Below are 22,753 nucleotides of genomic sequence, written 5' to 3' on the forward strand. Positions count from 1 at the left end.
ACCGATTGACCGTTCGCCTCTACCAAATTCCCGCTAACCCGCGATGAACCTTTTTAATTGCCGATGCGTGGATTGTGATGCGGGTCATGTTTTTGTCATGGAGGGTTCTCCGGGCTTGCGCTACTTCGCGTACAATATGGGCAGTTTAGTCGGGGAAATCCCCGCCTGCAGCGGCAGGCAGGGTGGTTCAACTCAGAGAAGGCTCGTCATGAAAAAGCAATTCGGTCTGTCGCTCGCCATTCTGGCAGGTAGCCTGCTGCACGCCTCGGCGACGGCGGCACAAACGCAGCCGGTGGCCGACTTCCGCGAGGCCATCACGCAGGCGGTGCTCACCAACCCACGAGTCAGTGCCGCCTGGTACAACTTCGAGGCGACCCGTGAGGCGCAGCGTGCGGCCGAGGGCGGTTACTTTCCCAGCGTGGACCTGAGTGCGGAAATCGGCCGCGAGGAACGCGAGACGCCGCTGGTAGACCTGGGCAGCTACACGCGTGACGCCACCCGGTTCACTATCACGCAAATGCTCTTTGACGGCTTCGCCACCCGCGAGGACGTGCGTGCCCTCGGCTTCACCAAGCTCAACCAGTACTACGAACTGCAGCGCGCGTCTGAGGAGGTTGCCCTCGAGGCTGCGCAGGCCTATCTGGATACGGTGCGCTACCAGAAGCTGGTGCGGTTTGCGGAAGACAATTACGTCTACCACCGCGAGGTGTATGACAAGATCGCCGAGCGCACCCGGGGTGGCGTCAGCCAGGGGGTCGACCTTGAGCAGGCGGCTGCCCGCGTCGCGCTGGCGGAGTCCAATCTGCTGACCGAGATGACCAATCTGCATGACGTGCAGACGCGCTTCCAGCGCATCGTGGGCAACGTGCCCGGCGAGAACCTGGCGATGCCGGAGATTCCTTCGAGCCTCATTCCCGAGCTGCGTGAAGCGGCGCTCAACATGGCCTACGAGAAGAGCCCGGAGATCAACGCCGCCATCGAGAATCTGCGTGCCGCCCAGTCCAACGTCAATCGAACCAACGCCCCCTTCATGCCGCGGGTGGATTTCCGCTATCGCAATGAGATCGAGCACGACACAGACGGCCTGGATGGGCGCTATGACGAGGAAGCCGTGGAACTGGTGCTCAATTACAACCTGTTCCGGGGCGGCGCCGACAGTGCGCGCAAACGTGAATTCTACAACCGCTATAACTCGGCGATGGAAGAGCGCAAGCAGGCGTGCCTGAACGTGCGCCAGAACACCATGATCGCCTTTAACGACATTCGCGCGCTGGAACAGCAGGTCGTGTTTCTGGATCGCAACCGCCTGTCGCAGGACAAGACACGCCGCGCCTACCAGGATCAGTTTGACCTGGGGCAGCGTAGCCTGCTCGACCTGCTGGACTCACAGAACGAATACTTCGATACCGAGCGAGCGTATGTGAGTGCCCAGGCTGCCCTGCGCGCCGCCCAGACCCGTACGCTCTCCAACATGGGGCTCCTGCGTGCCGCCATGAATGTTGATGGGCTCAACGCAGAGCAGATCGCCGAATACAATCTCGAGCTGGCGCGTGGCGATGACCCCAATGGACAGGCGCTGTGTCCTTTGGAAGCGCCTCCGGCGGTGAAGATCGACAAGGAAGCGCTGCTGGCGCGCCTGGCCAGCGCCGGTGGCGGTCAGGATGCAAGCCGCTACCGCAGCGTCGGCGACAATCGTGTCGCGGTGTCGCTGAACGTGCAGTTTGCACTCAACTCCTCGGTGATCACCCGTGCCTATGATACGGAGATTGGCAAGGCTGCGGCATTCCTGCAGGCCAACCCGGACGTGGTCGCCATTGTTGAAGGGCATACCGATAGCAGTGGTACGGAAGCTTATAACCAGTGGCTGTCCGAGCGCCGTGCAAACGCGGTGCGCAGCCTGCTGGTGGAGGAGCATGGAGTCAACGACGCACAAATCAACGCGGTCGGTCACGGTCAGAGTCGACCGCTTGCCGATAACGCCACGCCGGAGGGGCGAGCCCAGAATCGTCGCGTCGATCTGGTGCTGGACAGCAGTGGGTCCTGATGCCCGCGTCTTGATACGCTCTGCCTGAAACAAAAAAAGCCCGGCTTGTGAGAGCCGGGCTTTTTTGTCGGGGTAACGCTAGAACGCGTACTTGGCCCGGATACCGATGATCCGGCCCTCGTCTACGAACTGGCTGTGGGTGCCGGCCAGAACCGGGGTGTCAAAGCTTTGTACCAGCACCTCTTCGTCGAAGATGTTGCGGCTGTAGGCCATGATCTCCCAGTTCTCGCCACGCAGTCCGGTGCGCAGATTTACCCGGGTGTAGTCATCAATGCGATCAATGGGGTCATTGTCGCCGCCCGGCTCGAAGCTGTCCCGGTAGTTGGCTTCACCCGACACGAACAGTTCCAACCCGTTGTTCATCGGGTACTCATAGTCGAATGTGAAGGTGCCGGTGTACTCGGGCGCATAGGTTGTTGCGGCGCCTGACAGATCGTTGCTGGTAAAGCCTCCCGGTGTGCCGCACAGCGGATCCAGATCAAGCTGGATCGCGGTGCAGGGCGCATCCCTGAAGGAATCGTAGGTCGCATCCAGATAGGCGCCGCTGAGGCCCAGGCGCAGGTGGTCGGTGGCCTGCCACAGTACGTCCACCTCAAGCCCCTGGATTTCGGATTTCGCCGCGTTGGTCACACCAAAGCCGAGCCCCTTGAAAATGGAGGTTTGCAGGTTGTCGTACTGGGTATAGAACGCCGCCCAGTTCAACGTCATACCGCCGTCGAGCAGGGTGTGCTTGCCGCCGATTTCGAAGGCATCCACTTCCTCATCGTCAAACTCGAAATCATCGTTGGGGTTGGTTGGGTCATAGCAGGCTTCCACGGGCTGACCGGGCGCGCAGGGGAATGCGCCGGGCGTGAGATCGCCGGGCTCGCCGTCATCCGCGTCGGTGAAACCACCACTCTTGAAGCCCTGTGAGAAGCTTGCATAGAGCATGCTGTTCTCGGTAACGTCCCACTGCACGTTGACGGAAGGCAACCACTTGTCAGTGCTGCGTTTCCGTTCGTAGTCGTATATGTAGGCGTTGAAACTGGTTGCCTGAATAAAGCGCAGGAAGAAATCCTCCGAGGGGTTATTCATGCCGGTGATGCTGTCGCTGAGGAACTGGTTGGTATCCACCTCCTTGTTCTCTTCCGTGTAGCGCAGGCCTACGGTCAGTCGCACACTGTCGCTGAGGTTGAAGGTGCCCTGGCCGAACACCGCAAAGGAGTCGGCATCCTGCTCATAGAGGTGGTTGCGTCCAATCTGCTCGGCCGAGTAGGCGCCGCCGCTGACCAGTGCAAACAGGCTGTTGACCCCCAGCAGCGCCGGTACCAGCCCGTTCATATTGGCATCCAGCGTGACGCGCCGGTCGAACTTGAGTGTGCTCTCCTCGTAGTACACGCCGGCGACGTAGTCGAAGAACTCGCCGCCGGGCGAGGCAAAACGGAATTCCTGACTGAACTGCTCGAACTCCTGGTTATCATCGCGATGGATGAACTGCAGCGGCAGCCAGTCGACATCGACGCCGTCGATGTACTGGTACTCGGACCATCCCGTGGTGGAGGTCAGGGTGCCACCCGGCAGTTCGTAGTCGATGTTCAGCGCGAAGTTGTCGAAGTCTTCGTCGCTGCCATCCGGGTTCTTGCCAATACCGAGGCTGCCGCTGCCGACACCATTGTCCTTGAAGGACACAAACTCCCGCTGCCCGATCTCTGCAAAGTCGGGGAAGAACGAGTCTGTCAACAGATAGGCAATGGTGGCAAAGGCTGAGCGGTTGGGGAACAGCTCATCGCGGCTGGCCGGGTCGAGGTAGCGCTTGGTGGTGGACGGTGAGCCGATGCGCTCGTACTCTGTGTTGCTGTACTTGAAGTTTACGTCGAGCTGCTCGGTAGGCTGCCACACGGTGGTGATGCGGAAGGCAGTTTCATCGATTTCCCCCTCGGAGCGGTTGAGGAATTCGTTATCCATGTAGCCATCGGTCATGCGCGACTTGAAGGCCAGGCGTGCGGCGAAGGTATCGGTGAGCGACCCCTGCACAAAGCCTTCCAGCAACTGCCCATCGTGTGACTCGTAGCTGGCGGCGATTTCACCGCTGAAGTCTTCGCCCGGATCCGGTGATGCGCTGATGATATTCACGGCTCCCGCAACGGTGTTCTTGCCGAAGAGGGTGCCCTGGGGCCCGCGCAGGACTTCCACCCGTTCCAGGTCGAGAAAGCCCGAGCGATACTGGCGACCACGGCCCATGTAGATGCCGTCGATATACATGCCGACCGACTGCTCAAAACCCTGGTTGTTGCCCGATCCGACACCGCGCAGATAGATGTTGGTGTTGACCGAGGCCGCTGCCACATAAAGGTTGGGAACATAGTTCGACAGGGCCTGCATGTTGGGAATGCCGGCGCTTTGCAGTTTTTCGCCCTGTATGGCAGACACGGAAATCGGCACGTCCTGCAGGCTCTCCGCGCGCTTCTGCGCGGTCACGATAACCTCTTCAAGTTGCTGGCTGTGAGCCAGCGGTGTTGCGGAAAGTACGGCGAGTGCCGCGACCAGTGGAGCCTTGCGGAAATGGAAAGCCATGAAGTAGCCCTTTTTGTCAGCTGTTATAAGAATTATGGCTGGCGCTCTGCGGCGCCAGTGACGCGCTTACATACTAGGTTATTACCTCTCGGCGACACAATACCCCCGCGTCCGGGCTTTCGCCGGGCTGGCTGCTGTCTGCTACGCTGGGTCCAGGCACTTTGACAGGGGAAAAACTGACCATGGCAACCCGACTCGAAACCGACAGTATGGGTGAAGTGCAGCTGCCCGAGGGAGCGCTGTTCGGCGCCCAGACGCAGCGCGCACTGAATCACGCAGGCATCGTGCCCGGGCGCGGCATGCCCGCAGCGTTTCTGCACGCGCTGGCGCTGATCAAGGCCGCCGCAGCACGCGCCAACGCGGAGGTCGGCGCACTCACCCCCGCGGTGGCCAAGGCTATTGCCGATGCCGCGGAGTCGGTGGTCGCGGGTCAGCACGACGATGCGTTCCCCGTGCCGGTGTTTCAGACCGGCTCAGGCACCAGCAGCAACATGAATATGAATGAGGTGTTGGCAAACCTGGCCACGCGCAGCCTGGGCGAGCGTGTGCACCCCAACGACGAGGTGAATTGCAGCCAGAGCAGCAATGATGTGGTGCCCTCTGCCACCGCGCTCGCCGCAGCGCAGGAGATTCACGCGACGCTGCGCCCGGCTCTTGAAGGCCTGGAGGCCGTGCTCCTGCGGCGCGGTGCGGAGCTTCAGGCCGTACTCAAAACGGGGCGTACACATCTGATGGATGCCATGCCGGTAACGCTGGGGTTTGAGCTGTGCACCTGGGCGGCTCAGCTGCAGGACTGCCGACAGCGACTTGCCGACCTGCAGCCGCGCCTCTGTGCCCTGCCCATTGGCGGCTCCGCAGTGGGGACCGGTGTCAACGTGCCGTCGGGCTACGTACGCGCGCTGCTGGATGTGCTCAGCGAGCGTGTGGGCTTGCCGCTGACGGCTGCCGCACAGCCCGCCACCCGGATGGCGGGGCAGGAGACCGCAGCCGAGTGCTCGGCCTGCCTGCGCAGCATCGCGCTGGTGCTGATCAAGATGAGCAACGACCTGCGCTGGATGAATTCCGGGCCGCTCGCCGGCCTGGGTGAAGTGCAGTTGGAGGCACTGCAGCCGGGCTCGTCCATCATGCCAGGTAAGGTGAATCCGGTGATACCGGAGGCGGTGCTGATGGCGGCCACCGAGGTGCTGGGGAACGACGCAACCGTGGTCATGGCGGCGCAGTCGGGCAATTTCCAGCTCAACGTGATGTTGCCGCTACTCGCGGACAAGCTGCTGGGCAGTATCGCGCTGCTGACCGGGAGCTGTGCGTCGATGACGGACTGCATCAACGGCCTGCAACCGCTGGCGGATCAGGCGGCGGCGACGTTGGCACGTAACCCGGTGCTGGTCACGGCGCTGAACCCCGAAATTGGCTACGAGGCTGCTGCGGCCATTGCCAAGCGGGCATTGAATGAGGGGCGTCCGGTACTCGATGTGGCGCTGGAGGACACCGATCTACCGCGCGAAACCTTGCTGCGCCTGCTGGACCCCGGGCCGCTCGCCCGGGGCGAACGCGGGGAATAGCGCGCAAGTGATGGGATTCGGTCGGGATTGACGTACCGCAGCGGGGCGCAATCGGCGATGCTGTCAGCCACTGGAACGCAGGTGGATCGAGAGGAGGTCGCCAATGTCGCTGCAAACCGCTCAACATGCGCTGGCTGGTATATTGTGCCTCCCGCTGCTGCTGCCTTCCGCCAGTCGCGCGCAGCTGCCACTGAATATCGAAGAGTTGCTGGTTGCGCCCAACACGTTGACGCTGCAGACCCTGTTCAGTTACAGCAGTACCGATCGCCCACTGAGTGGCGCCGCTCCGGGAGCCTTTCCGGTCCCGGCGGCCAATCTGCAGACCCGCTCCGCAACGGCGCTTACCCGTTTGCGCTATGGCGTGGGTCGGTCGGTCGAGATCAATGCCGATCTGCAGCGCACGCGCGTCGACTGGCAGCAGCCAGCTGCATCCGGCGGTGGCGATGAATATGCGCTGGGGGTGGGCGCCAGCTGGCTGCTGTCGCCCGATACGGAAACACCGGCGCTGCTGCTCAGCGGTGGCGTCGACGCCCTGGCCACGAGCTGGCTGGCTCCGGGTGAGCGTTACAGCGGCAAGGCGCTGCGCGCCGGGGCCCATCTCTATCGGGCGCTGGATCCGGTCGTGCTGTCGCTGGCGTTGTCCTACGAGTGGCGTCGGCCCAGGCCTGTCGGCGTGCGCCGCTACGATCCGGGGGACATTCTGCGCCTGCAGCCGCAGGTCAACTTTGCTGTCAATCCCCGGGTCACATTGATTGGTGGGCTCTCCTGGCAGTATGTCGGTCGCGAGCGCCTCGATACGGCACCGGTAGCGGGCAGCCTTTACCAGACCGGCTTGACCTTCGGTCTTGGCCTTCAGGCGGGGCCCGGCTCAATCATTTTTGTGGATACCCGCGTTGCCACCAGCGGCGGCCGCGGTGCGAGTCTGGGTGTGGACTGGCACTACCAGTTTTAGCGTGAGAGTAGCAGCGAAGAACGCCGCGTGTGTGAGCTTCGCCGGGGAATTATCTGTGTACAAGGAGATGTACCATGAAAACACTAACGTCAATCGGCAGCAGCCTCGCACTGGCTGCGGTCATTCTGAATCCCGCAGTGGCGAGCGCAGGGCCAGCCAGCGATACACCCTGGATGGCCAGTGCCTTCGGCAGCGCGGAAGCCACACTGGAGGGTGCAACTGCACTCTCGACGCAGGAGCTTGAGGCCAGTACGGGGCGCTGGGCACCGCTCGCCCTCGCGCTCGGCATTGCAGGCGTGGATCTCGCGTTGATTTCCGTTTACTGGGGTATCTACCTGCCGACGTACGGCGGTGGTGGATCCTGCGCCGTCTGCAACAACGCCAAGTTCAACGCGCATTGAATGTGCAGGGCAGCGCCCGCCCCGGTGAGCTATGCTTTCCGAGTCGGGCGCTATCCTTAGCCCGGTAAGCTTTGGAGGGGTTTACATGCGTGATCCAGCATTGGAGCAAAAACTCAGGGATTACCGTTTTGAACAATTGGAGCTGCGGTACTCGATTCGCTATCTGGTGCAGGGCAGCGTTGTGGTTGTTGCCTTCACGGGCGTGCTGGTTGCCGTGTTCAACGCGCAGTGGCCAGCGGCGGTGTTTCCTGCGCTCGCCGCAGCAGGGCTGGCCGTGGTTGCCGGCACTGCAATGCGCCTGAGCCGCAGTCGCGCCCTCGCACAGGTGCGCCGCGAGCTGCCTGCTGACGAGCCCTACGAGCCCCCCGGGGATGTTCTCTGACAGCAGGCCCCGGCTATCACTGCGCTGTGGCCTGGTGCTTTGGGCCTGCGGTGTGCTGGCGGCCTCCCCGACGCAGGCAAGCGACGGCGCAGTGTTCAGTTCCTGGCGCGCACTGCGCGATGCCGGCGTCGTCAAGCAGGCCAGGGACTTCTCCTGCGGCCTCGCAGCGCTGGCGACTTACTTTACGGCATACCTCAATGACCCGCTGTCCGAGGCGGCATTGCTGCGTCTCCTGGAGGCGCAGGGAGACGACTGGGGGTTACCCGCGGACTGGCGGGAGCAGGGTGTCTCCTATGCGATTCTCATCGCGCTTGCCACGCACCTGGGCGTGCAGGGTGTGGGCCTCGCGGTAACGCCCGAGCGTCTGCTGTCGTTGCAGGTGCCTGCCATTGTGCGGCTGCACCCTGAGGGGGGTGCACACTTCAGTGTGCTGCGCGGTATCGACCCTGCCGGGCGCGTGCAACTGGCGGACCCCCGTTGGGGTAACCGGCAATTGAGTCGGGCACAGTTTCTCGACCTGTGGCTGGATCCCACACTGGATGCTGAAGTCGGTACGCTGCTCCTCTTGCACAACACCCGCCGCACACGGCAGCAGCGTGAAGGATATTTCACGCTTGTGCCGAGGCTGCCGCTCCTGCGCCCTGGGCTGAACATGGCATTGAGCGCCGGCTGGTTTGCTGACGGGCGTTGACAATCAGCAGGTGCTGGCCAAGGATGTTCTGCACAAGGGGCGTTCCAGTCAATGGTGGGGTGTTTGGCGGCCATGAAGTATGCACAGGGTACTTTGCTCGCAGGATTGCTCCTGCTGGTGTCAGCAACCGGGTCACAGGCGCGCGATACGCTCGCCGATGAGCAACTGCGGACGTTATATGAAGCTGAATACCGGTGGCGACAGCAGGAGTTCGGGCAGGTCCCTGCGGAGCAGGGCGGGTGGCGTGACGGCCCCGCATTGCCGCGCGTGGATGCGGCGACCCAGCGGGAGCGGTTGGCCTACTGGGAGGGCAGCCTCGCGGCGCTGGAGCGCATCCCCGTTGATGCCCTGAGTCCCGAGGGCAGGATCAACGCCGCGGTCTTCAGGCAGATTGTGCAGACACTGGCGGACGAGGTGCGCTACCGTACCTATGAGGCCCCCCTCAATTCCGACACCTTTTTCTGGAGCGGCCTGTACCCGCGTATGGGCGGCTTCGATACCGAACAGGCCTATCGTGACTATCTGCAGCGGCTGAGCCAGCTGCCGCGCTTCTTCGCCGAGCACCAGGCCAATATGCGGGCGGGGCTGGCGCGGGGCTATAGCGTGCCGCGGGTGGCGCTCGCGGGTCGTGAACGGTCCATAGAAGCCTACCTGGCAGGAGGTGAGGACAACCCCTACTGGTCGCCCATCGCGGCCCTGCCGGCCCAGTGGCCAGAGGCGCTGAAGCTGGAGCTGCAGGCGCAGGCTCGCAGCGTCATTGATGCGGCTGTGGTGCCTGCCTACGCGGAGTTGTTGCGTTTCATGCGGGAAGATTATCTGCCCCGCACACGTGAGACACTGGCCGCCCGCGAGCTGCCCGACGGCGACGCGTTCTACCAGGCGCAGATTCGCAACTTCACCACACTGGACCTGACCGCGGAGGAGATCCATGCGATAGGCCTTGCCGAGGTGGCCCGCATTCGCGCGGAGATGGACGCGGTTCGCGCGGCCAGCGGGTTCGAAGGGGATATGCCGGCTTTTCTGGAATTTCTGCGCACTGATCCGCAGTTTTATGCGAAGACGCCCCATGAGTTGCTGGCGTTCACGGCCTGGGTGGCGAAGCGGGTTGACGGCCAGCTGGCCGCGAATCTGGGTTTTCTGCCGCGCCGGCGTTTCACCATCCTGCCGGTGCCGGATGCCATCGCGCCGTTCTATACCGGTGGTCGCGGGGGGCTGGAGAGCTGCCTGTTCAATACCTACAACCTGCCCTCACGGCCCCTGTACACCCTCACCGCGCTGACCCTGCACGAATGCGCGCCGGGGCATTCTCTACAGGCTGCCATCGCCCGGGAGGCCCCCGGTGAGATCCCTGAGTTCCGGGCCAACAATTATTTCTCCGGCTACGGCGAGGGCTGGGGCCTGTACACCGAATGGTTGGGTATTGAGATGGGTGTGTACGACACGCCGTATGAGCACTTCGGGCGGCTGTCCTATGAGATGTGGCGCGCTGCGCGTCTGGTTATCGATACCGGCTTGCACCACTACGGCTGGAGCCGCGAGCGCGCCCAGGCGTTTCTGCGCGAGAATACGGCCCTTTCCGAACATGAGTTGACCACGGAAATAGACCGCTACATCTCCTGGCCTGCACAGGCCCTGTCCTACAAGCTGGGGGAAATGCTGATTCGGCGCAAACGCGCAGAAGCCGAAGCGGCGTTGGGGGCCGCGTTCGACAAGCGCTATTTCCACGACACGATCCTCGGCCTGCGCTCCGTGCCCCTGACGGTGCTGGAGCAGGAGCTGGACCGCTGGATTGCCGCGGGCGGTCCCAACCCGTATGCGGCAGCGGCGTTTCAGTGATCGGCCAGCGTGGCCCCGAGCTTTCGGTACAGGCTGCGCACACTGATTCCCGCAATGGCGGCGGCGCGGGCCTTGTCACCCTCGCAGTGGGCGAGCAGGCTTTTCAGATACTGGGTTTCGCGCGTGCGTAGATCGGTCCACGTGGCCGCAGGCGGCTGGGGTGCGCTGAGAGGTTGTTCAAGGCAGCGCTCGATGATGTGGTGGTCGATCATGTCGCCCTGGGCAAACACCAGGGCCCGTTCCAGGATGTTGCGCAGCTCGCGGATATTGCCGGGGAAGGGCTCCTCCTGCAGCCGCTGCACGGCAGATTCGGTCAGCCGCGCAGGGCGGCCTTGCCGCAGTTTGCCGAGGATGGAGTTGGCGAGCAGGGCCAGGTCCTCACGGCGCTCGCGCAGTGCGGGCAGGTGGATGGGAAACGTGTTGATGCGGTAGAACAGGTCGCGGCGGAAATCGCCTGCGTCCACCATGGCCGACAGGTCTTTGTGCGTGGCGCAAATCAGGCGAAAGTCGGCGTGACGCAGTGTCGTGCTACCCACGGGGCGCCAGGTGCCGGTCTCCAGCAGGCGCAGCAGCTTGACCTGCATGCCCAGCGGCACGTCCCCGATCTCATCCAGGAACAGGGTGCCGCCCTGTGCCGACTCGAGGAGTCCGGGCTTGTCCTGCGTGGCGCCGGTGAAGGCGCCTTTCACATGCCCGAACAGCTCGCTCTCGAACAGGGTTTCAGTGAGGCCGGCGCATTCCACCGCCACCAGTGGGCGGTCGCGCCGTGCACTGGCCTGGTGTATTGCACTGGCCGCCAGTTCCTTGCCGGTGCCCGACTCCCCCAGCAGCAGTATGGATGTTTCGTGGGGGGCTACCAGGTTCACCAGGTTCACCAGTTCATTGAACGCCGCGCTGCGTCCAACCATCTGCCGCGTGCTGAGTTCAGCGCTGGCAACGTTCACCGGGGTCAGCAGCTCCACGAAATACAGAAGCTCACCGGCGTCGTTGTGAATGGGCAGCATGGCGACATCCACGTGCTGGCGGCCCTCGGGAGAGAGATGCACATGCAGCACCCGTTCCTTCTGGCCGCTGCTGCGCGCGGCAGACAGTGGGCAGCTTTCACCGGCCTGATCGCAGGGCACGCGGTAGCCGTGGGAGACCTCGAAGCAGTGTGCGGGGGTCGTGGCGTCCAGTTCACCGAAACTGTCGCGGTACGCGCTGTTGGTGGCGAGGATGCGGTACTCCGGGCTGACCAGGATCGCGGGGCATTCGTAGCCCTCCAGCATCCGGGCGAGGGTGCGGTCAGTATCGGTGGCGATCAATGCACTCATGACATTTCCGGCAAAGTCTTTTGCCAATTTTGGCAGGAATGGGGCGTCGAGCGCTACCCCTTTTTGCAATGCCTCCCCCGGAGGCGTGAAAAGATAGCTATAAAACAATAGGTTACGATATATCGGCAGGGTGTTTAGCGTTCTGGCACGACCGTTGCTAAAACCGGGTAACGCTCAATTCCATGAAGTCGTGAGGTGGATGTTATGCAAGCCCCAGTCAATTTTGCGGTAAATCTGCAGTGCCGACCCGAGGTCGTGCCCTTCTTTGATGCCGATACCAATACCTTTTCCTACGTGGTGCGGGATCCGGACAGCAGGTCCTGCGCCGTGGTCGATTCCGTGCTCGATATTGACTACGCCGCCGGTCGAATCAGCACTGCCAGCGCCGACCGCATTCTCGACTACATCCGCCAGCACGGCCTGTCGCTGGAGTGGATCATCGAAACCCATGTGCATGCGGATCATCTCTCTGCTGCGCCGTATCTGCAGGATGCCCTGGGCGGAAAGATCGGCATCGGCGAGCACATCGTGACGGTGCAGGAGACCTTCGGTAAGGTCTTCAATGCCGGCACGGACTTTGCCCGCGATGGTTCCCAGTTTGATCGCCTGTTTGCCGACGGCGACAGTTACCAGGTGGGCAGCATGACCTGCCATGCCATGCACACCCCCGGTCACACGCCGGCCTGTATGGTGCATGTCATGGGCGATGCCGCCTTTGTGGGGGACACCCTGTTCATGCCTGACGGCGGCACGGCGCGGGCGGATTTCCCCGGCGGCGATGCGCGGACCCTGTATCGCTCTATCCAGCGCGTGTTGTCGCTGCCGGGGGAAACCCGCCTGTTTATGTGCCACGACTATATGCCCAATGGCCGAGAGCTGGAGTATGAGACCAGTGTGGCCGCCGAGCTCGCTGACAACATCCATGTCCACACGGGTATCAGCGAGGACGACTTCGTGCGCATGCGCGAGGCCCGGGATGCAACACTCGACATGCCGCGCCTGATTCTGCCGTCGCTGCAGGTCAACATGCGCGCTGGCCATCTGCCAAAGGCAGAGGACAACGACACGGTTTACCTGAAACTGCCCATTAACGCGCTCTGATAACTGCATTCGAGGACAGTCCCATGGAGATTCGGACACTGGACGATCATCTCACCGTTTCCGGCCAGGTCACGCCCGAGGAACTTGCCGCCCTGGCGGCGCGCGGCGTGCGGCACATCATCTGCAACCGCCCCGACGGTGAAGGTGCGGATCAGCCCGCCTACGCTGAGGTACAGCGCGCCGCCGAGGCAGCGGGCGTCCAGGCGCACTACCTGCCCGTGGTCGCGGGCAAGGTCTCGGACGCCGAGGCGCGTGATTTCGGCCAGCTGCTGGATGCCATTGAGGGTCCGGTGCACGCCTACTGCCGCACCGGAATGCGCTCCACCACCCTGTGGGCCCTGTCCCGCGCGCGCGGTGGTCTGGCACCGACGGAGATTATTCGCCGCGGGCGTGAAGCGGGCTACGACATGAGCAGCGTGGTAGCGCGCGTAGCGGGCGAAGGCCAGAACCACGGCGGGCTGGTGCTGGCGGAGTATGATGTGGTGATTGTGGGCGCAGGAGCCGGGGGCATAGCCTGTGCGTCCAGCCTGTTGAGCCGCGACAGCACGCAGTCGGTGGCCATCATCGACCCTGCCGATATTCACTATTACCAGCCCGGCTGGACCTTCGTCGGGGCGGGTATCTTCCAGCCGGCAACCACTGCGCGCACCATGGCGTCACTAATCCCCCGGGGCGCCGACTGGATCAAGGCGGCGGTGGCGGCGTTTGACCCCATCCACAATTCGGTGGTGCTGGAGGGCTGTCGTGTGATCCGCTATCGCCGGCTGGTGGTGGCCGCGGGCATCAAACTGGATTGGGACGCGATTCCGGGGTTGGCGGAGAGCCTGGGGCGCAACGGCGTCACCTCCAACTACCGCTTCGACCTCGCGCCCTACACCTGGCAATTGGTGCAGAAGCTCAAATCCGGGCGCGCGCTGTTCACCCAGCCCCCGATGCCGATCAAGTGTGCCGGTGCGCCACAGAAGGCGATGTACCTGTCGGCAGACTACTGGCAGCGCCAGCGGCGTCTGCAGAATATTGGCGTGGAGTTCTACAACGCGGGCGCCGTTTTGTTCGGTGTGGCGGATTACGTGCCGGCACTGATGGAATACGTCAAACGCTATGATGCGCGACTCAACTTCAGCCACCGGCTGGTGCGTATCGACGGCGAGGCGCGCCGCGCCGTGTTCGCGGCAACGGACAGCGACGGTGTCACGCGGGAGGTAGAGCGTGACTTCGATATGATACATGTGGTGCCACCCCAGACCGCGCCGGATTTTATTCGCGCCAGCGCCCTGGCCGACGAGGCTGGCTGGGTGGATGTGGATCAGACAACCCTGCGCCACAAGCGGTTCGAAAACATCTGGGCCCTGGGTGATGTCATGAACGCGCCCAACGCCAAGACCGCGGCAGCGGCGCGCATGCAGGCCCCGATCGTCGCCAACAACCTGTTGGTGGACAGCGGGCGCGCTGCGGGCGTGGCACACTACAACGGTTACGGTTCTTGCCCCCTGACCGTGGAACGGGGCAAGATTGTGCTGGCGGAGTTCGGCTACGGGGGCAAGTTGCTGCCGAGCATGCCCGCCTGGCTGCTGGACGGGCGCAAACCCAGCCGGGCCGCCTGGTTTCTCAAGGAGCGTTTGTTGCCGCCGATCTACTGGAAGGCAATGCTGCGCGGCAGGGAGTGGTTGGCAAAGCCGGTGATCGGCGAGGGTTAACGCATTGCAGGGACTCAAGCGCTATCTGCCGCTGCTGGAGTGGGGGCGACGCTACAACCGCGAGAGCTTTGCCAGCGACGGCCTGGCCGCCGTTATCGTCACTATCATGCTGATCCCGCAATCGCTGGCCTACGCCATGCTGGCCGGCCTGCCCGCCGAGATGGGCCTGTACGCCAGCATGCTGCCCCTTATCGCCTACGGGCTGTTTGGCACCAGTACCACACTCTCGGTAGGTCCTGTGGCGGTGGTGTCCCTGATGACCGCGACGGCGGTCAGTCAGGTGGCGGAGGCCGGCAGTGTTGCCTACGTGGATGCCGCGATCCTGCTCGCCTTGATGTCCGGGGCGATGTTGCTGCTGTTCGGCCTGCTGCGGATGGGGTTTCTCGCCAGTTTTCTTTCGCACCCGGTGATTGCCGGCTTCATCACGGCCTCCGGTGTCATTATTGCGGTGTCCCAGTTGGGGCACGTGCTGGGTATTCAGGGGCGGGGAGAGAACCTGCCGCACCTCGCGCAACAGCTCTGGGCGCAGTTGCCCCAGGTGCACATGCCCACCCTGCTGGTGGGCGGCGCCACGCTGCTGTTCCTGTTCTGGGTGCGCAGCGGGCTCAAGCCCCTGCTGCTGAAAGCCGGCCTCCCGGACTACTGGGCGGGCATGTTGACCCGCACGGGACCGGTTTTCGCGGTGATCGGAACCAGCGTTGTGGCCTGGCAGCTGGATCTCGGGGCGCGTGGCGTTGCCCTGGTTGGACACGTGCCGGCGGGGCTGCCGGGCTTTGATCTGCCACCCCTGCTGAACCCTGCCTGGCGTGAACTGGCGGTATCTGCACTGCTGATTTCCATCATCGGGTTTGTCGAGTCGGTGTCGGTGGGGCATACGCTCGCGGCACGCCGTCGCCAGCGCATCGTGCCGGACCAGGAATTGATTGGCCTGGGCGCTTCGAATATCGCCGCCGCGGTCTCCGGTGGTTATCCGGTAACCGGCGGCTTCGCCCGCTCCATCGTCAACTTCGATGCCGGTGCCGCCACCCCGGCCGCCGGTATGCTGACAGCGCTGGGGATTGCCCTCACCGCACTGTTTTTTACCCCCTATCTCGCCTATCTGCCGAAAGCGACGCTGGCGGCGACCATCATTGTCGCCGTGTTGTCGCTGGTGGATTTCTCCATCCTGCGTCGCACCTGGGAGTACGGGATATCCGACTTCGCGGCGGTCGCCATCACCCTCTTCGTCACGCTCGCGGTGGGTGTGGAAACGGGTGTCGCCTGCGGTGTGCTGGCCTCGCTGGCACTGCATCTGTACAAGACCTCGCGGCCACACATGGCGGTTGTGGGGGAGGTGCCGGGCACCGAGCACTACCGCAATGTGGATCGGCACGAGGTCATTACACGCAGTGACATCCTCTCCCTGCGCATTGATGAGAGCCTGTACTTCGCCAACGCCAGTTTCGTGGAGTCCAGTCTCTACGCCCTGCTGGAGAAGCGCCCGGAGGTTCGCCACGTGATTCTCATGTGCACGGCGGTGAATGAAATCGACCTCAGTGCACTGGAGGCGCTGGAGTCGATCAACCGGCAGCTGGCGGAGCGCGATATCACCCTTCACCTGTCCGAGGTGAAAGGGCCGGTGATGGATGTGCTGCGCCACACGCACTTCCTGCAGGACCTTACGGGCAAGGTGTTTCTCTCCCAGCACCACGCGGTACAGCATGTCATGGCCGAAGTTGACGCCGCCCGCACCGACCGCCCCCACGACTGGGTCATCTAGCGCGGACCGAGCCGCCTGCCGCGTGCGGCCCCGTGGCAGGCCGCGGTGACATCGTCGCACTTTCTCAGTACTGTATCGGCATAACGATAGAATACGGAGAGCGTCATGAACTATTTCGTCACCGGCGGGACCGGCTTTATTGGTCGTTTTCTTGTGCCCCGGTTACTGGACCGGGGTGGGCGTGTGTACCTCCTGGTGCGGCCGGGTTCCCTGTCCAAGGTCGACGGTCTACGTGAGCTATGGGGCGCCAACCGGCGTCAGGTGGTTGCGGTGGAGGGTGACCTCAGCGAGCCGCGGCTGGGTGTGAAGCCGGCCTGGGTGCGCCAACACGCGGGCAAGATAGACCACTTCTTTCACCTCGCGGCCATCTATGACATGCAGGCCAGTGCTGAGAGCCAGCGCAAGAGTAATGTCGAGGGCACGCGCCAGGCCCTGGCGCTGGCGAAGTCGCTCAAGGCCGGCTGTTTTCATCAGGTGAGCTCCATTGCCGCCGCCGGCCTGTACGAGGGAACCTTCACCGAGGACATGTTTGAAGAGGCGGGGGCGCTGGAGCATCCCTACTTCCAGACCAAACACGAGTCCGAGGGGATTGTGCGTGCCGAGAAGCGGCTCAAGTGGCGAATCTATCGTCCCGGCATGGTGGTCGGGCACTCGGTCACCGGCGAAATGGACAAGGTAGACGGTCCCTACTACTTTTTCGAGACCCTGCGCAGCCTGAGCAAAGTGGTACCCGAGGGTTTGCCGCTGCTGATGAACAAGGCAGGGCTGCTGAACATCGTGCCGGTCGACTATGTGGTGGCGGCGATGGACCATCTCGCCCATCTGCCAGGCCACGATGGCGAGTGCTTTTTCCTGACCGACCCGGACGGCATCCGGGTGGGTGACCTGTTGAAGACCATGATGCGCGTCTCACACGGCCCGAGGCTGCGGGCGGTCGATGCGTCGCTGCTGGATTCCGCGACCCGCCTGGCGGGCAAGGGTATCGGTCGGCTGGGACCGGTGCGCAAGCTGGGTGAGCGACTGATAAGCCAGATGGGCATTCCCCCCCAGGTGGTGGCCTACATCAATTACCCCACACGCTTTGACTCCAGCCGCACCCGTGCGCTGCTGGAACCTGCCGGAATCCAGTGTCCACCGTTTGAGGACTATGCAGCGGTCATCTGGGATTACTGGTTGCACTTCCTGCGCAAGGACGTGGGCACGCTGGAAAAGGAGGTCGACACGCTGTTCGGTCGCCTGGTGGGGCGGCCCACGCTGGCGGCACTGCGCAAGCGGGTAAAAGGCAAAGTGGTGGTGGTGACCGGCGCCACTTCCGGTATCGGTCGCGAGTGCGCCCTGCGCCTGGCCCGTGCCGATGCCCGTGTGGTGCTGGTGGCGCGCACTGTGGAAAAGCTGGATGAAACCATGGCGGAAATAGAGGGGATGGGCGGTATTGCCCACGCCTATGCCTGCGATGTCGCAGACCTCGCCGCCTGCGACAAACTGGTCGCCGATGTGATCGCCGACTTTGGCGGCGCCGACATACTGATCAATAATGCGGGTCGTTCCATCCGTCGCTCCGTGCGCTACAGCTACGACCGCTTTCACGATTTCGAACGCACCATGCAGCTGAATTATTTCGGTGCCCTGCGCCTGATCATGGGCTTCCTGCCCGGAATGGAAGCGCGTGAGCAAGGTCAGATCATCAACATTTCCTCCATCGGAGTGCTGACCAGCCCCCCGCGTTTCTCTGCCTATGTCGCTTCCAAGGCGGCGCTGGATGCCTTCAGCCTGTGTGCGGCGCCGGAGTTTGCGCGCTGCAATATCGAGTTCACCACGATTCACATGCCCCTGGTGCGCACGCCGATGATTGCACCCACGGGCTTGTACAAGGCGTTCCCCACATTGTCGCCCGAGCAGGCCAGGGACCTAGTGATGAAAGCCATCGTGTCGCGCCCGAAGAAGGTGTCCACCTCCCTCGGGGTCGCCGGTGCCGTGGCGCAGGCGACCATGCCAAGCTTTACCGAAGCCTTCCTCAGCCAGGCCTACGACCTGTTTCCGGATTCGCCAGCGGCGCGCGGCCTGAGTGAAGAGGAAGCGGCGGCCGAACTGGCCCAGATTCCGTCCTCAAAGCTGGCCCTGGCGCGGCGCCTGTTCTCGCAGGTTATGCGCGGAGTGCATTGGTAGAGAGTCGCCTCCATGCAGTTCGGCCTCGTGCTGCTGATGGTGCTGGTGGCACTCAACCTGCGACCGGCGCTGGCATCGCTCGCGCCGCTGTTGAGCCGTGTGCAGGCAGACACCGGGCTCAGCGCCGCCGCGATCGGTGCGCTGACCACAATGCCGGTGCTGTGTCTCGGCCTGTTTGCGCCGCTGGCGCCCTGGCTGTCGAGGCGGATCGGCACGGAGCGCACGCTCTCCCTGGCCCTGCTGCTGTTGGCCGTTGCCCTCATGCTGCGCAGTGGCCCCGGTACCCCGTGGTTGTTTCTGGGTACGGCGCTGGCAGGCGCCGCCATCGGCATTGGCGGCACGGTGCTGCCCGTGCTGGTGAAGCGCGACCTGCCCCGCGGTGCCGACCTGATGACCGGTGTGTACACCATGGCGCTTTGCCTGGGTGGTGCCCTGGGCGCCGGGCTCAGCATTCCTCTGGCCGATGGCCTGGGGAGTTGGCAGCTCAGCCTGGCCAGCTGGTCGGTGCTGGCTTTTCTGGCCCTGTTCTGCTGGCGCCTGTTGGCAGCCCACCCCTGGCCACAGTCCAGCGCCCGCAGCCGAGCCAGGGTGGGCAGCGGCCTGTTGCGCTCCCCCCTCGCCTGGCAGATTACGCTGCTCATGGCATCACAGTCGGCGCTGGCCTACATTGTGTTTGGCTGGCTGCCGGTACTGTTGCAGCGCCGCGGGCTGGGAGAGGCTGAAGCCGGGCTGCTGCTGGGTGCATCGGTGTTTGTGCAGCTGTTTGCCGCACTCGCGGCGCCCTGGCTGGCACGTCTGGGGCGCGATCAACGCCCGGCGCTGCTCTGCGCGCTGACGTTCGTTGCCCTGGGCTTCTACTGCCTGCTACAGGGGCCCGCCATGCTGCGCTGGCCCGGTGTGGTGGCACTGGGCCTGGGGCAGGGCGGGAGTTTCAGCCTCGCTCTGGCGCTGTTGGTGCTGCGCAGCGTGAACCCGGCGGTCGCCGGTGAGCTGTCGGGTATGAGCCAGGGTTTCGGCTACTGCCTGGCGGCACTGGGGCCCCTTGCCGTTGGCCTGTTGTTGCAGTTCAACGTGTCACTGACGGGTATCTGGCTGGTACTCACGGCTGTGGTAGCGCTGGCCATGGTGCTGGCCCTGTTGGCAGGTCGGCAGCGCGTGCTCGATGTCGATGAGGCGGGGTGCTTCGTCACCCGCGAGCAGCGGCGCGGCTGAGCGCGGTTCAGTCCTCTTCCAGATCCTCATCGCCGACTTCATCGGCGCTGTTTTCAACCGCGGGTGTGTGGTTTTCTTCGACCGCTGAGGCATCCGGCTGCTCGGATTCCGCCGCTTCTTCACCACTGCCCGCCGGGGCGTCGGTTGTGACATCGGCGAGCTGTCGCGCGCTGCCGGGATCGGTCGCCACGACGTCTTCCGGGGGGCTGATCTGCCCCTTGGGCGGCGTGATGCCGATATGGTGGGTGGCAAAACCCGGCTGAACGACCTGGTTCAACGCCATACCGATAATGCGCCCGTTGTGATTGGAGATGATGCGGGTACGCACATTGGTGATGGGGTTGGTCACCGTGCCCAGTACGTCCCCGCGTTTCACGGTCTGCCCGAGACTTACCCGGCTGAACACGATACCGCCCACCTGGGCGCGCTCCCACACGGAATTGTAGTACACCGGCTCGGGGTCGCCCCAGAGGCTGAAACGGGTGGTCATGCCGAGATGATTCAGCAGGGTGCGAATCGCCTTTACGCTGTGGCTGACAGCGTCCTCGCTGAGTACCGAAGGGCCACCTGCTTCCAGGGTTACCGCCGGAATGCCTACTTCGACGGCTGCGCGCCGCAGAGTGCCCGCGGTGCCTTCACTGTGCACCACCACAGTGGAGCCAAAGCCCTTGGTCAGCTGCACCACACGGGGGTTGCGCAGGTCGCCGCGCAGCTGTGGCAGGTTGGTGCGGTAGAAAGAACCGGTATGCAAATCGACCAGTGCATCGCAATGTGCGATGACTTCATGGAAAAATGAATAGGCCAGGCGTGAAGCGGAGCTACCTTCCGGATCGCCCGGGAAGTAGCGGTTGAGGTCGCGGCGATCCGTGAGGTAGCGTGAACCGGCATGGAAGCCCTGCAGGTTGACGATGGGAACGCCGATTACGGCCCCCTTGAGCTTGCCGGCATCCAGGTTGTAGAGCACCCGGCGCACGGTTTCTATGCCGTTGAGCTCATCGCCGTGCATGGCGGCCGTCAGGCAGAGTGTAGGGCCGGGCTCCACACCATTCACCACCAGCACCGGCGTATCCACGTAAATTCCCTCAAAGGACTGTGTGGGCGCCCAGGCGAGGCGGGTGGACGTTTTGGGCGGAACCTCGCGGCCCAGCAGTACCAGTTCCTGCAGAACCACGGGTGCCGGGTTGGGCGCTGTGGGTGGTGGCTCGGTCTCCACCGGCTCATCCAGCGGCAGATTGGGTGCGCGAGGTAACCCGGTCGTCGAGGGAGGCTCGCGTTCCTCAAGCTGCACAGCGGCCTCCGGTGCCGGAGCGCCGAGGCCGGCTTCCGGCGTCACCTCGGGCACCGGATCCGGCGCGGGCGCCATCGCTGCCTCCGCTTCCGGAGCGGGTGCAAGGTTCGGCTCGGGTTCTGGCGCGGCGACCGGCCCAGGTTCTGGCGCGGCGACCGGCGCAGGCGTTGACGCGGGGGCTGGCGTCGGTGCTGGTGTGGGCGTTGGCTCTGGCGCCGGTGCTGTGCCGGCCAGCGCCGTTGGCTGTTCCTGCGGCTGTCCGAGCTGCGTTGCGAGCGGGCTCTGCGCTGTCGCCAACCCGCTCCACAGCAGCGCGAGTGCGAGGCCCGGGGCGGAGATCAATCGGTGCAGTTGCGGGTTGTTGGCGCGTGGCAAAGCAGCGTACCGGTCGGTGACAAATGAGGAGGCAGTCTAGCAGATTTGCCTGCGGCAGCGGGCGGAAAAACCAGTATCGGTGGTGGCCGCGGATAGCCATTCGCGGGTTGTGGCCTTGTGTTTCCCTCCCGGTGGTGCGAAATTGGCGTATCGGCGCAGATCGGGGGAGTGTGCACGCTGCTGTCGGTGTACCCATACAAGCTGTGAGGAAGTCCTTATGCTAAAAGAATTCAAAGAATTTGCCATGCGTGGCAACGTCATCGACATGGCGGTAGGCATAATCATCGGCGGCGCCTTCGGCACGATCGTCAAAAGTCTGGTCAACGACGTCATCATGCCGCCCATCGGCCTGTTGCTGGGCGGCGTCGATTTTTCCGACCTGTTTATCACCCTGAAGGAAGGTGCGGTGGCCGGGCCCTACACCACCCTGGCCAGCGCCCAGGAAGCCGGTGCGGTGACCATCAGCTACGGCCTGTTTATCAATGCGGTGATCAGTTTCGTGATCGTCGCCTTCGCGGTATTCCTGCTGATTCGCAGTGTCAATCGCCTGAAGCGCGAAGAGGAGCCGGCGCCTGCGGAGCCTACGGAGAAGGAGTGCCCGTTCTGCCTCTCCAGTATTCCCATCAAGGCAACTCGCTGCGGTCATTGCACATCAGCACTCGAGACTGCCTGACAGGTGGCACGTCGTTGTAGCGGGCGCCAACGTTGGCGCCCGCCCTGCAGGGCACTGCTGGCCATGGCAGGACTGCAGCCGCTGCCTCTGTCCGCTCAGGAGTTGCTCGGTACCACTATCACTGAAGTAACACTGACCGCCTTGCTGGCGGCGATGGCATTCACGCTCGCAGTGGTTCTGGTGCTGTATCGCAATCAACGCCGCCTGACCGCGCTCCTGCTCGCGGAGTCACGCACTGACTATCTTACCCAGGTACCCAACCGGCGCTATTTTCTCGAGCAGCTTGCAAGCAATGTTGCCCGCGCGGAGCGCTACCAGGAGCCTCTGTGTCTGCTCATGCTGGATGTCGACCTGTTCAAATCGGTCAACGATCGCTTTGGTCACGGCGGGGGCGATGTGGTACTGAAGGCGATTGCGAGTGCCCTGCAGGAGCAGCTACGCCGCTCTGACGATGTGGGGCGTCTGGGTGGAGAAGAGTTCGGCGTGCAGCTGCCGATGACCGAGGGCACCGCTGCGCTGGCCATCGCCGAACGTCTGCGCCAGCGCATTGCAGAGCTGCAGTTCACCGGCACGTTTTCCGGGCTGGCGGTGAGTTGCAGTGTGGGTGTCGCGGCGTTCAGCGCCGGCATGTCGGCGGAGACCCTGCTGGCCGCTGCGGATACGGCGCTCTACCGGGCCAAGGACAGCGGGCGCAACCGGGTGGTTGCCGCTGCCAACGAGACCGGTCAGCCGCTGCTGTCCTAGCGGG

The 22,753-nt window shown here is 63.7% G+C and carries 17 protein-coding genes; 14 read left to right on the forward strand and 3 right to left on the reverse strand.

The window, feature by feature from the left end; genetic code table 11:
• The first annotated feature begins 208 nt into the window (after positions 1-208).
• Entirely contained in the window at positions 209-2,044 is a 1,836-nt protein-coding gene (locus AACZ17_RS10555) for a TolC family outer membrane protein (RefSeq protein ID WP_290745655.1), read from the forward strand.
• A 78-nt stretch (positions 2,045-2,122) separates the two neighbouring features.
• On the opposite strand, the gene AACZ17_RS10560 is transcribed toward AACZ17_RS10555, so the two are convergent.
• On the reverse strand, positions 2,123-4,597 hold the full coding sequence (locus AACZ17_RS10560; protein ID WP_290745659.1) for a TonB-dependent receptor: 2,475 nt from the start codon (positions 4,595-4,597) through the stop codon (positions 2,123-2,125).
• 182 nt (positions 4,598-4,779) lie between these two features.
• On the opposite strand from AACZ17_RS10560, the gene AACZ17_RS10565 reads away from it, so the two are divergent.
• From AACZ17_RS10565 to AACZ17_RS10590, 6 genes are all read left to right on the forward strand, one after another.
• Complete coding sequence (locus AACZ17_RS10565) at positions 4,780-6,159, forward strand: class II fumarate hydratase (RefSeq protein WP_290745662.1); 1,380 nt, start codon at positions 4,780-4,782, stop codon at positions 6,157-6,159.
• Between the two features lie 103 nt (positions 6,160-6,262).
• Entirely contained in the window at positions 6,263-7,111 is an 849-nt protein-coding gene (locus tag AACZ17_RS10570; protein WP_290745664.1) for a hypothetical protein, read from the forward strand.
• Between the two features lie 74 nt (positions 7,112-7,185).
• A complete protein-coding gene (locus AACZ17_RS10575; RefSeq protein WP_290745667.1) occupies positions 7,186-7,512 on the forward strand; it encodes a hypothetical protein in 327 nt (108 codons plus the stop codon).
• Between the two features lie 85 nt (positions 7,513-7,597).
• Complete coding sequence (locus tag AACZ17_RS10580; RefSeq protein ID WP_290745670.1) at positions 7,598-7,894, forward strand: hypothetical protein; 297 nt, start codon at positions 7,598-7,600, stop codon at positions 7,892-7,894.
• Positions 7,884-8,585: a cysteine peptidase family C39 domain-containing protein gene (locus AACZ17_RS10585; RefSeq protein WP_290745672.1), complete on the forward strand. Its 702-nt coding sequence runs from the start codon at positions 7,884-7,886 to the stop codon at positions 8,583-8,585. Before AACZ17_RS10580 ends, AACZ17_RS10585 begins: the two co-directional genes overlap by 11 nt.
• 72 nt (positions 8,586-8,657) lie before the next feature.
• Positions 8,658-10,421: a DUF885 family protein gene (locus AACZ17_RS10590; RefSeq protein ID WP_290745675.1), complete on the forward strand. Its 1,764-nt coding sequence runs from the start codon at positions 8,658-8,660 to the stop codon at positions 10,419-10,421.
• Here AACZ17_RS10590 and AACZ17_RS10595 read toward each other — a convergent pair.
• Positions 10,415-11,734, reverse strand: coding sequence for a sigma-54-dependent Fis family transcriptional regulator (locus tag AACZ17_RS10595; RefSeq protein WP_290745678.1), 1,320 nt, complete (start codon positions 11,732-11,734; stop codon positions 10,415-10,417). The two genes, AACZ17_RS10590 and AACZ17_RS10595, sit on opposite strands and share 7 nt — an antisense overlap.
• 204 nt (positions 11,735-11,938) lie before the next feature.
• On the opposite strand from AACZ17_RS10595, the gene AACZ17_RS10600 reads away from it, so the two are divergent.
• From AACZ17_RS10600 to AACZ17_RS10620, 5 genes are all read left to right on the forward strand, one after another.
• Complete coding sequence (locus tag AACZ17_RS10600; RefSeq protein ID WP_290745681.1) at positions 11,939-12,835, forward strand: MBL fold metallo-hydrolase; 897 nt, start codon at positions 11,939-11,941, stop codon at positions 12,833-12,835.
• A gap of 23 nt (positions 12,836-12,858) precedes the next feature.
• Entirely contained in the window at positions 12,859-14,532 is a 1,674-nt protein-coding gene (locus tag AACZ17_RS10605) for a bifunctional protein tyrosine phosphatase family protein/NAD(P)/FAD-dependent oxidoreductase (RefSeq protein ID WP_290745684.1), read from the forward strand.
• A gap of 4 nt (positions 14,533-14,536) precedes the next feature.
• Complete coding sequence (sulP, locus tag AACZ17_RS10610) at positions 14,537-16,291, forward strand: sulfate permease (protein ID WP_290745687.1); 1,755 nt, start codon at positions 14,537-14,539, stop codon at positions 16,289-16,291.
• A gap of 105 nt (positions 16,292-16,396) precedes the next feature.
• Entirely contained in the window at positions 16,397-18,457 is a 2,061-nt protein-coding gene (locus tag AACZ17_RS10615; RefSeq protein ID WP_290745690.1) for an SDR family oxidoreductase, read from the forward strand.
• 12 nt (positions 18,458-18,469) lie between these two features.
• Positions 18,470-19,669, forward strand: coding sequence for an MFS transporter (locus tag AACZ17_RS10620; RefSeq protein WP_290745693.1), 1,200 nt, complete (start codon positions 18,470-18,472; stop codon positions 19,667-19,669).
• Positions 19,670-19,676: 7 nt separating this feature from the next.
• Here the strand turns inward: AACZ17_RS10620 and AACZ17_RS10625 are convergent, their stop codons facing one another.
• Positions 19,677-21,332 carry a succinylglutamate desuccinylase/aspartoacylase family protein gene (locus AACZ17_RS10625; RefSeq protein ID WP_290745696.1) on the reverse strand — a complete coding sequence of 552 codons (1,656 nt, stop codon included), beginning with the start codon at positions 21,330-21,332 and terminating at the stop codon, positions 19,677-19,679.
• A gap of 217 nt (positions 21,333-21,549) precedes the next feature.
• Here AACZ17_RS10625 and mscL point away from each other — a divergent pair, with 217 nt between their 5' ends.
• Both mscL and AACZ17_RS10635 read left to right on the forward strand, forming a co-directional pair.
• The gene (gene mscL, locus AACZ17_RS10630; protein WP_290745699.1) at positions 21,550-22,005 is read left to right on the forward strand and encodes a large conductance mechanosensitive channel protein MscL; all 456 of its coding nucleotides are present in this window, start codon (positions 21,550-21,552) and stop codon (positions 22,003-22,005) included.
• 63 nt (positions 22,006-22,068) lie between these two features.
• Positions 22,069-22,749, forward strand: a complete 681-nt coding sequence (locus AACZ17_RS10635) for a GGDEF domain-containing protein (RefSeq protein ID WP_290745702.1) — start codon at positions 22,069-22,071, stop codon at positions 22,747-22,749.
• Positions 22,750-22,753 lie beyond the last annotated feature (4 nt).

The sequence above is a fragment of the uncultured Haliea sp. genome (assembly GCF_963973825.1).
Taxonomy (GTDB): Bacteria; Pseudomonadota; Gammaproteobacteria; order Pseudomonadales; family Halieaceae; genus Haliea.

Coding starts and splice junctions, on each gene's coding strand:
- AACZ17_RS10590 (WP_290745675.1), top strand. CDS start 8,658: ATGAAGTATGCACAGGGTACTTTGCTCGCAGGATTGCTCCTGCTGGTG.
- mscL (WP_290745699.1), top strand. CDS start 21,550: ATGCTAAAAGAATTCAAAGAATTTGCCATGCGTGGCAACGTCATCGAC.
- AACZ17_RS10615 (WP_290745690.1), top strand. CDS start 16,397: ATGAACTATTTCGTCACCGGCGGGACCGGCTTTATTGGTCGTTTTCTT.
- AACZ17_RS10555 (WP_290745655.1), top strand. CDS start 209: ATGAAAAAGCAATTCGGTCTGTCGCTCGCCATTCTGGCAGGTAGCCTG.
- AACZ17_RS10595 (WP_290745678.1), bottom strand. CDS start 11,734: ATGAGTGCATTGATCGCCACCGATACTGACCGCACCCTCGCCCGGATG.
- AACZ17_RS10565 (WP_290745662.1), top strand. CDS start 4,780: ATGGCAACCCGACTCGAAACCGACAGTATGGGTGAAGTGCAGCTGCCC.
- AACZ17_RS10575 (WP_290745667.1), top strand. CDS start 7,186: ATGAAAACACTAACGTCAATCGGCAGCAGCCTCGCACTGGCTGCGGTC.
- AACZ17_RS10560 (WP_290745659.1), bottom strand. CDS start 4,597: ATGGCTTTCCATTTCCGCAAGGCTCCACTGGTCGCGGCACTCGCCGTA.
- AACZ17_RS10580 (WP_290745670.1), top strand. CDS start 7,598: ATGCGTGATCCAGCATTGGAGCAAAAACTCAGGGATTACCGTTTTGAA.
- AACZ17_RS10600 (WP_290745681.1), top strand. CDS start 11,939: ATGCAAGCCCCAGTCAATTTTGCGGTAAATCTGCAGTGCCGACCCGAG.
- AACZ17_RS10605 (WP_290745684.1), top strand. CDS start 12,859: ATGGAGATTCGGACACTGGACGATCATCTCACCGTTTCCGGCCAGGTC.
- AACZ17_RS10585 (WP_290745672.1), top strand. CDS start 7,884: ATGTTCTCTGACAGCAGGCCCCGGCTATCACTGCGCTGTGGCCTGGTG.
- AACZ17_RS10635 (WP_290745702.1), top strand. CDS start 22,069: ATGGCAGGACTGCAGCCGCTGCCTCTGTCCGCTCAGGAGTTGCTCGGT.
- AACZ17_RS10570 (WP_290745664.1), top strand. CDS start 6,263: ATGTCGCTGCAAACCGCTCAACATGCGCTGGCTGGTATATTGTGCCTC.
- AACZ17_RS10620 (WP_290745693.1), top strand. CDS start 18,470: ATGCAGTTCGGCCTCGTGCTGCTGATGGTGCTGGTGGCACTCAACCTG.